This window comes from Streptomyces sp. W16, from assembly GCF_033194735.1.
GTDB lineage: Bacteria > Actinomycetota > Actinomycetes > Streptomycetales > Streptomycetaceae > Streptomyces.
Window position 1 is genome coordinate 1 of the sequence record NZ_JAWOAI010000475.1, and the last position, 7,714, is coordinate 7,714.

At 69.0% G+C, this 7,714-nt stretch carries 9 protein-coding genes and 1 pseudogene; 5 read left to right on the forward strand and 5 right to left on the reverse strand.

The window, feature by feature from the left end; all coding sequences use genetic code 11:
• Nucleotides 1-748, forward strand: a pseudogene (locus R6V09_RS40805) (hypothetical protein); the annotation flags it as partial.
• A gap of 24 nt (nt 749-772) precedes the next feature.
• Here R6V09_RS40805 and R6V09_RS40810 read toward each other — a convergent pair.
• On the reverse strand, nt 773-1,018 hold the full coding sequence (locus R6V09_RS40810; RefSeq protein WP_317886541.1) for a hypothetical protein: 246 nt from the start codon (nt 1,016-1,018) through the stop codon (nt 773-775).
• Nucleotides 1,011-1,874: a mycothiol conjugate amidase Mca gene (gene mca / locus R6V09_RS40815; protein WP_317886547.1), complete on the reverse strand. Its 864-nt coding sequence runs from the start codon at nt 1,872-1,874 to the stop codon at nt 1,011-1,013. The genes R6V09_RS40810 and mca overlap by 8 nt, the downstream gene beginning before the upstream one ends.
• A 148-nt stretch (nt 1,875-2,022) precedes the next feature.
• Between mca and R6V09_RS40820 the strand changes: the two genes are divergently transcribed.
• Both R6V09_RS40820 and greA read left to right on the forward strand, forming a co-directional pair.
• Nucleotides 2,023-2,421, forward strand: a complete 399-nt coding sequence (locus R6V09_RS40820; protein ID WP_317886542.1) for a DUF4307 domain-containing protein — start codon at nt 2,023-2,025, stop codon at nt 2,419-2,421.
• Nucleotides 2,422-2,589: 168 nt separating this feature from the next.
• Nucleotides 2,590-3,090, forward strand: coding sequence for a transcription elongation factor GreA (gene greA, locus R6V09_RS40825; RefSeq protein ID WP_317886543.1), 501 nt, complete (start codon nt 2,590-2,592; stop codon nt 3,088-3,090).
• A 101-nt stretch (nt 3,091-3,191) separates the two neighbouring features.
• On the opposite strand, the gene R6V09_RS40830 is transcribed toward greA, so the two are convergent.
• The 3 genes from R6V09_RS40830 to ilvA all read right to left on the reverse strand — a co-directional run bounded on the left by R6V09_RS40830 (nt 3,192) and on the right by ilvA (nt 6,450).
• Nucleotides 3,192-4,049, reverse strand: a complete 858-nt coding sequence (locus R6V09_RS40830; protein ID WP_317886544.1) for an ABC transporter permease — start codon at nt 4,047-4,049, stop codon at nt 3,192-3,194.
• Complete coding sequence (locus R6V09_RS40835) at nt 4,046-5,062, reverse strand: ATP-binding cassette domain-containing protein (RefSeq protein ID WP_317886545.1); 1,017 nt, start codon at nt 5,060-5,062, stop codon at nt 4,046-4,048. Before R6V09_RS40835 ends, R6V09_RS40830 begins: the two co-directional genes overlap by 4 nt.
• Before the next feature lie 158 nt (nt 5,063-5,220).
• Entirely contained in the window at nt 5,221-6,450 is a 1,230-nt protein-coding gene (gene ilvA / locus R6V09_RS40840) for a threonine ammonia-lyase (protein ID WP_317886546.1), read from the reverse strand.
• Nucleotides 6,451-6,613: 163 nt separating this feature from the next.
• Between ilvA and R6V09_RS40845 the strand changes: the two genes are divergently transcribed.
• Both R6V09_RS40845 and R6V09_RS40850 read left to right on the forward strand, forming a co-directional pair.
• Nucleotides 6,614-7,111, forward strand: coding sequence for a MarR family winged helix-turn-helix transcriptional regulator (locus R6V09_RS40845; RefSeq protein WP_317886548.1), 498 nt, complete (start codon nt 6,614-6,616; stop codon nt 7,109-7,111).
• Between the two features lie 141 nt (nt 7,112-7,252).
• The coding region (locus R6V09_RS40850) for a sigma factor-like helix-turn-helix DNA-binding protein (RefSeq protein WP_317886549.1) at nt 7,253-7,714 on the forward strand (462 nt) is incomplete at its 3' end.

Consider the following 7,714-nt stretch of genomic DNA (forward strand, 5'->3'; position numbering starts at 1 on the left):
GCTGGTCGCCGGTGACCCGTCCCCGGCGGTGGACGGCCTGCGCACGGCGGCCTCACGGCACCGCGACAACGAGGACGCCCGCGGCGAGGCCTGGACCGTCTACTACCTCGGCCAGGCCCTGGAGGAGACCGGCAACCTGGACCTGGCGGTACGCGAACTGGAACGGTCCCGCACCATGTTCTCCCGCATGCGGGACGTCTACGGCCTGGCCTGCGCCCGGCACCACTCGGCCCGCGTCACCCGCGACCAGCGCGCGGCCCAGACGGGTTCGCTGCGCAACTCCGGCTTCGCCCGCCAGCTCCTCGTCGACGCCCGCGCCGACTTCCAGCGCATCGGCGTCGCCCACGGCGAGGCGTGGACGTGCCTGGAGCTCGCGGTGGTCGACGCGGGCAACGCCCGTACCGCACAGGCACTGACCCTGTGCGACGAGGCGCTCGGCCTGTTCACCTCGTACGGCGACCGCCGCGGCGAGGACTGGGCCCGCTTCCTGCGCTCCACGCTCCTGCCGTACGCGGCCCCCGGCGGCGTCGAGGTCGGCACGGCGGTCGCCCAGGAGGAACTGGCCCAGCTCTCCCGCACCCGCCACCCCTACCGCGACGAGAAACTCGACGACTACGTGGAGGCGTACCAGCTGCTGCTGGAGCGGGGCGTGAACCTGGAGGCGGGCTGGCAGGCGTGGCGGCTGGGCATGGTGCCGAGCCGACACGCCCGTGAGGTGATGGGGGTGGCGGTGCCGGACCGGCCCTGAGCACCCCCGCGCGGGCCCGCCCGGTCAGCCCTGCTTGGCCTTGGGTTCGGCCGGAACGGCCTCGGACTCGGCCGTCGGGTCCGGGGCCTCCTTGAAGTCGACCTTGTTCATCTGCTTGCTCATGGACTTCATCAGCCCCCATACCGCCAGGGCCATCACCGCGAAGACGATGAAACCGAGGACGCCGGGGGTGACCTTGTTCTCGTCGACCTCGGCGAGGGGGACCAGATGCGTCATTGCCAGGGCTGCGCTTGAGCTCATGTCAGGCATTGTCGCGGATGCCCGCAAAGAGGTCGTCCTCGGGGAGGGAGGTATCGACCAGGGACTTCGCGAGCTCGTACTCCTCGGTCGGCCAGACCTCCTTCTGGATCTCCATCGGGACCCGGAACCAGCCGCCGTCGGGGTCGATCTGCGTGGCGTGCGCGAGCAGCGCCTTGTCACGGATCTCGAAGAACTCGGCGCACGGAATGTGCGTGGTGAGCGTGCGGTCCCGCATCATCCCGGACTCGTCCCAGCGCTTGAGCCAGTCCCCGTACGGCGACTCCAGGCCCCGGTCCAGCAGCGCCTTGTGCAGCGCCTCGGTGCGCTGCCGGTTGAAGCCCTGGTTGTAGTACAGCTTCTGCGGCCGGTACGCCGGGCCGTACTCCGACTCCGGGTACTTCTCGGTGTCCGTCGCGCCCTCGAACGCCACCATCGAGATCTTGTGGGTCATGATGTGGTCGGGGTGCGGGTAGCCGCCGTTCTCGTCGTAGGTGGTGATCACCTGCGGGCGGAACGAGCGGATCTGCTTCACCAGCTCGCCGGCCGCCTTGTCGACGTCCTCCAGCGCGAAGCAGCCCTCGGGCAGCGGGGGCAGCGGGTCGCCCTCGGGCAGCCCCGAGTCGACGAAACCGAGCCACTCCTGCTTGATGCCGAGGATCTCGCGGGCCTCGTCCATCTCCTTCTTGCGTACCTCGTGGATGTGCTCCTCGATGTACTTGTCGCCCTGGAGCTTCGGGTTGAGGATGGAGCCGCGCTCCCCGCCCGTGCAGGTCACGACCAGCACGTCCACCCCCTCGGACACGTACTTCGCCATGGTGGCCGCGCCCTTGCTCGACTCGTCGTCGGGGTGCGCGTGGACGGCCATCAGTCGCAGCTGGTCAGTCAAGACTCAATCCTCAGTAGGTCGGCGCCCCGGTGTCCTGGGGTGCGATCGGCGGCTTCTATAGTGACCGAATCGGGAGGCGAATAATTCCGGGGGCTGGTTTCGGAAGCCCCTTGCCGGGAGGACGATCATGAGTACGGCGAGTACGCGACTGCCCGAGGGCCGCTACGGCCACTCGTCGGACGAGCGTGCCGACCACAAGCTCAAGGTCGCCGGTGCCGTCCTCGCGGCGGCCGTGCTCGTCCTCGTCGGGTACTTCGCCTACCACTATGTCGTCGAGACCAAGATCAGCGCCGAAGTGATCACTTTCCAGGCCTCGGGCAACGAGGTCAAGGTGCATCTGGAGGTCCACAAGGACTCGGGCACCAGCGGCTACTGCACCCTGCGGTCGCAGGCCGCCGACCAGTCCGAGGTGGGTCGCGCCGACTTCCGCTTCGGCGGCTCCGCGACCCGCATCGACAAGGTCGTCACCCTACGCACGACGGCCAGGGGCACCACGGCCGAGCTGCTGGGCTGTCACTCCGACTGACGTCACCCTTGTTGTGTAGGCATTGACCTGCGTTGACGTATTTCTGGTGCCTTATGTCCTCCCCCTGACGCCGTTGAATTGTTAGGCTCGTGGTTTCGCCCTTCCATGAAGGAACATTCTTCTGGGTAGGGCGATGCTTTGTATTCCCAGTACCTACGAGGAGCACCTGTGACCCAGACCAGCGAAGACGTCACCTGGCTCACGCAGGAGGCGTACACCAAGCTCAAGGACGAGCTGGAGTACCTGTCTGGTCCCGCGCGCGCCGAGATCACCGTGAAGATCGCGGCCGCGCGCGAGGAGGGCGACCTGCGCGAGAACGGCGGGTACCACGCGGCCAAGGAGGAGCAGGGCAAGCAGGAGCTCCGCATCCGCCAGCTGATCCAGCTCCTGGAGAAGGCCAAGGTCGGCGAGGCTCCGGCGTCGGCGGACGGCGCGGTCGCGCCCGGCATGGTAGTCACGATCGCCTTCGACGGCGACAAGGACGACACGATGACCTTCCTGCTTGCCTCGCGCGAGTACGCGAGCGCCGACATCGAGACGTACTCGCCGCAGTCCCCGCTGGGCTCCGGCGTGCTCGGCCACAAGGTCGGCCAGGACGCGCAGTACGAGCTGCCCAACGGCAAGAAGGCTTCGGTGACGATCCTCAAGGCCGAGCCGTACAACGGCTGACCCGCGGGACCGGTCCATCGCCTTCGACGAGCCCCCTGCGGCCTTGCGGCGCCGGGGGTTTCGTCATGCCTCCTGCTCGGGTCGACGCCCTGTGTCTCTCCTCAGGCCGTCGCCGAGCGGTACTTCCGCACCGCCAGCGTCCGGAATATGAGGATGATCAGGAGCGAGTAGATCAGTGAGGCCCACACCGGGTGCACCATGGGCCAGGCGTCCGAGGGCGACTGTCCCGGGTTGGCGAAGAGCATCCGGCAGGCCTGCACGGTGGCGCTGAACGGGTTCCACTCGGCGATGTGGCGCAGCCACGGGGTCATGTGGCTGGTGTCCACGAACGCATTCGAGATGAAGGTCACCGGGAAGAGCCAGATCAGTCCGCCGGAGGTGGCCGCCTCCGGTGTACGGACGCTGAGCCCGATCAGGGCGCCGATCCAGGTGAACGCGTATCCGAGCAGAAGCAGCAGGCCGAAGGCGCCGAGGACCTTGCCGGCGTTGGTGCCCCCGTCCGAGCCGACCCGCCAGCCGACCAGCAGGGCGACCACCGCGAGGACCAGGAGGGTCAGCGCGGTCTGCACGAGGTCGGCGAGCGTCCGCCCGGTCAGCACCGCGCCACGCGCCATGGGCAGCGAGCGGAAGCGGTCGATGAGGCCCTTGTGCATGTCGTCGGCGATGCCCGCGCCGGAACTGGCGGTGGCGAACGTGACGGTCTGCGCGAAGATGCCCGCCATCAGGAAGTTCTTGTAGTCGGTGGCGCTGGTGCTGCCGCCGATCTGCATGGAACCGCCGAAGACGTAGGTGAACAGCACCACGAACATGATGGGCTGGATCAGCCCGAAGATCACCATCTCGGGAATCCGGCTCATGCGGATCAGATTCCGTTTGGCGACGACCAGGGAGTCGTGCACGGACTGGCCCAGCGCGCTGCTCGGTGCCGCGACCGGCACGGCGTCGGTGACGGCACTCACTTCGCGGCCTCCTTCTTGTGCTTGCGGTCCTTGGTGTCCGGGTTGGTGTCCGCGCCGTTCTCCTCGGTCTTCTCCTCGGCCAGGTGGCCCGTCAGGGAGAGGAACACGTCGTCGAGGGTGGGGCGGCGCAGGCCGATGTCATCTATCTCGATGCCGCGGGTGTCGAGTTCGCGGATGACCTCGGCGAGGAGCTTCGCGCCGCCGGTGACGGGCACGGTGAGCTTGCGGGTGTGCTCCTCGACGGTGGTGTCGCCCTTGCCGAAGCCGCGCAGCACCTCCGAGGCGATCGGGATGTGGTCGCGCTCGTGCACGACGACCTCCACGCGCTCGCCGCCGGTGCGGGCCTTGAGCTGGTCGGAGGTGCCGCGGGCGATGACCTTGCCATGGTCGACGACCGCGATGTCGTGCGCGAGATGGTCGGCCTCTTCCAGATACTGCGTGGTCAGCAGCAGTGTCGTGCCGCCGGAGACGAGCCGTTTGATGACCTCCCACAGCATCTGGCGGTTGCGCGGGTCGAGGCCTGTGGTCGGCTCGTCCATGAACATCACGGGCGGGGAGACGACGAGCGCCGCCGCCAGGTCGAGTCGGCGGCGCATGCCTCCGGAGTAGGTCTTGGCCGTGCGGTCGGCGGCGTCCGCGAGGTTGAACTGGTCGAGCAGTTCGTCCGCACGGGCCTTCGCGGCCTTGGCCTTCATCTGGTAGAGCTGGCCGACCATCTGCAGGTTCTCCCTGCCGGTCAGGTATTCGTCGACCGCGGCGAACTGGCCGGAGAGGCCGATGGAACGCCGCACTTCGTTGGGCTGCTTGAGCACGTCGAGGCCGGCCACGATCAACTTGCCGCTGTCGGGTCGCAGCAGGGTGGTCAGACAGCGGACGGCGGTCGTCTTGCCCGCGCCGTTGGGCCCGAGCAGACCCAGCACGGTGCCCTCGGGGACATCGAGGTCGACGCCGTCCAGAGCTTTCACATCGCCGAAGGTTTTCACCAGGCCTTCGGCATAGATGGCGCCTGGCATATCAGTCTCCACGTCGTCGGGGATTCTTCGAAAAGCCTAGGTTTGTGCCGTTTGTCGCGCAGAGCGGTGGCACGAGACACACCATAACGCGATGTATCGCGTCTCTCAATGGGTTTTCTCGAACGAGTGACGGAACAGCTGACGAACGGGCCCTGACCTCAGTCGATGACCGTGTATCCCGCGTCGCGCAGGGCCTGGCCGACCTCGGCGCAGTGCACCGGCCCCTTCGTCTCCAGGTGCAGCTCGACCTCCACCTCCGTGAGCCCGAGCCGTGGGTCGGTCCGGACGTGACTCACATCGAGGACGTTAGCGTCGACCACTGACAACACCCCGAGAAGCGTCGCGAGCGCCCCCGGCCGGTCCGTCAGGCGCAGCGTCACGGCCAGGTAGCGGCCCTGCGCGGACATGCCGTGGCGCAGGATGCGCTGGAGCAGCAGCGGGTCGACGTTCCCGCCGGACAGCAGCGCGACGACCGGTCCCTCGAAGCTCCGCGGATCGCTCAGCAGCGCCGCGACCGGGCTGGCACCGGCCGGTTCGACGACCAGCTTGGCCCGCTCCAGGCACAGCAGCAGCGCGGTGGACAGTTCGTTCTCAGTGACCGTGCGGACCTCGTCCACCAGATCGGCGACAATCGCGAACGGCACGTCACCGGGCCTGCCGACCTTGATGCCGTCGGCCATCGTCGCCGGGTGCTGGATCGACACCGGGCGTCCGGCCGCCAGCGAGGGCACAAACGCGGCGGCGCCCGCCGCCTGCACGCCCACGATCCGCACGTCGGGCCGCAGCGCCTTCACGGCGACCGCGACACCGGCCGCGAGTCCGCCGCCGCCGATCCCGACCACGATCGTGCGCACCTCGGGGCACTGGTCCAGGATCTCCAGGCCGACCGTGCCCTGGCCCGCGATGACGTCCGGGTGGTCGAAGGGGTGGATGAACACCGCGCCCGTCTCCTGGGCGTACTCCTGCGCGGCGGCCAGCGTCTCGTCGACCACATGGCCGTGCAGGCGCACCTCGGCGCCGTACTCCTTGGTGGCGCTGATCTTCGGCAGGGGCGCGCCCTTGGGCATGAACACCGTGGAGCGCACGCCGAGGAGCGCGGAGGCGAGGGCGACGCCCTGGGCGTGGTTGCCGGCGCTCGCGGCGACGACACCGGCGGCGCGTTCCTCGGGCAGCAGTCCGGCGATACGGACGTAGGCGCCGCGCAGCTTGAAGGAGCCCGTGCGCTGGAGGTTCTCGCACTTGAAGTGCACCGGTGAGCCGACGAGCTGGGTCAGGTGCCTGCTGCCTTCCATCGCGGTCACCCGCGCCACGCCCGTGAGCATCTTCTGGGCGCCGCGCACATCGTCGAGGGTGACGGGTCGCAAGGAGTCAGCCGTGCTGTAGCTCATGCCTCAAGCATCGCAGTTCACAGGCGCGCGCCACGGCTGTGACCAAGCTCCGAGACTGGTTTGCGCAGCGCCGGTACGGGCCGCCTTCCATCCGCGTACCCTGTCCCCCAACCCAGCACCCCCTTCATGAAGCGAGCCTCCGGCCATGCCCACAACACCTGAAATGTCGATGGACATGACGACCGTCGGTGACCCCGGTCTCCTCGACACGCTGCAGCACGAGGTGGCGGTGTTCGCCCGCCGTGCCGAACAGACCCGGCTCGGTGGAGTCGGACAGGTGCGCAACTCCATGGACCGCGCCGCGTATCTGCTGCTCAACCGCCTCGACAAGGAAGGCCCGATGGGCGTCAAGGCGCTCGCGGCGAGCATGGGGATCGACTCGTCGACGGTCACCCGGCAGGTGGCTCCGCTCGTCGACACCGGGCTCGTCAAGCGCACCTCGCACCCCGAGGACGGCCGCGCGGTGGTGCTGCAGCTGTCCCCGCGCGGGCAGTCGCGACTGGAGGAAGTCCGTTCGTCCAGGCGTCAGTTGATGGACGAGTTGACACACGACTGGGCGCCGGAGGAGCGCGAGGCGTTCTGCACGCTCCTCACGCGCTTCAACACCGCCCTCTCCGCGCGGATGGCGATGCCGGGCAACGAGCCGCCGTCCGCTTCCTGACCGCCGGTTTCCTGATCCCTGTCCCTGACGGGTGTGGGCACACGCGCGTGGTGCCCGACTCCCGCCCCTTCGTACCGAACTCTTGACCTCACGACAGCCCTGGCCTCAGATGAGACCGGGGCCATCAGGGGGGAGGGCATGGTGCGCGAACGGCAGGTGTCCCAAGGCGCCCGCCGGGCCCGGGAGTTCGATGCGTTCGTCGCGGGCGCGGCAGGGCGGCTGCTGCATGCCGCCACACTGCTCACCGCGGAGGCCACGGACGACAACCCGCGCGCGCGACGCCTGCTGACGCTGTCGCTTGCCCACACGTACGCGTGCTGGGACCGGCTGCGCGGGGAGGACCCGTACGACCGCGCCCGGCAGTATCTGGCCAGCCGCTTCGCGCGCGGGGCCTGGCACCAGTACGGCGGCCTCGGCCGGGCCCGCCCGCACCCCGACAGCCCGTTGGGCGCTCTGGCACCCCAGGAGCGGCTGATCGTGGTCCTCAGGCTGTACGAGGGGGTCGCCGAGGAACAGGCCGCCGCACTGCTCGGGCTGCCCACGGAACGGGTCCGGATGATCTGCGAGCGGGCGACGGCGAGGCTGCTGCATCCGCCGCGCCCC

What these genes read in the sequence shown, in the direction of transcription:
- R6V09_RS40810 (WP_317886541.1), bottom strand. Translation starts at nt 1,018, where the DNA reads ATGCCTGACATGAGCTCAAGCGCAGCCCTGGCAATGACGCATCTGGTC.
- mca (WP_317886547.1), bottom strand. Translation starts at nt 1,874, where the DNA reads ATGGCCGTCCACGCGCACCCCGACGACGAGTCGAGCAAGGGCGCGGCC.
- R6V09_RS40820 (WP_317886542.1), top strand. Translation starts at nt 2,023, where the DNA reads ATGAGTACGGCGAGTACGCGACTGCCCGAGGGCCGCTACGGCCACTCG.
- R6V09_RS40835 (WP_317886545.1), bottom strand. Translation starts at nt 5,062, where the DNA reads ATGCCAGGCGCCATCTATGCCGAAGGCCTGGTGAAAACCTTCGGCGAT.
- ilvA (WP_317886546.1), bottom strand. Translation starts at nt 6,450, where the DNA reads ATGAGCTACAGCACGGCTGACTCCTTGCGACCCGTCACCCTCGACGAT.
- R6V09_RS40845 (WP_317886548.1), top strand. Translation starts at nt 6,614, where the DNA reads ATGTCGATGGACATGACGACCGTCGGTGACCCCGGTCTCCTCGACACG.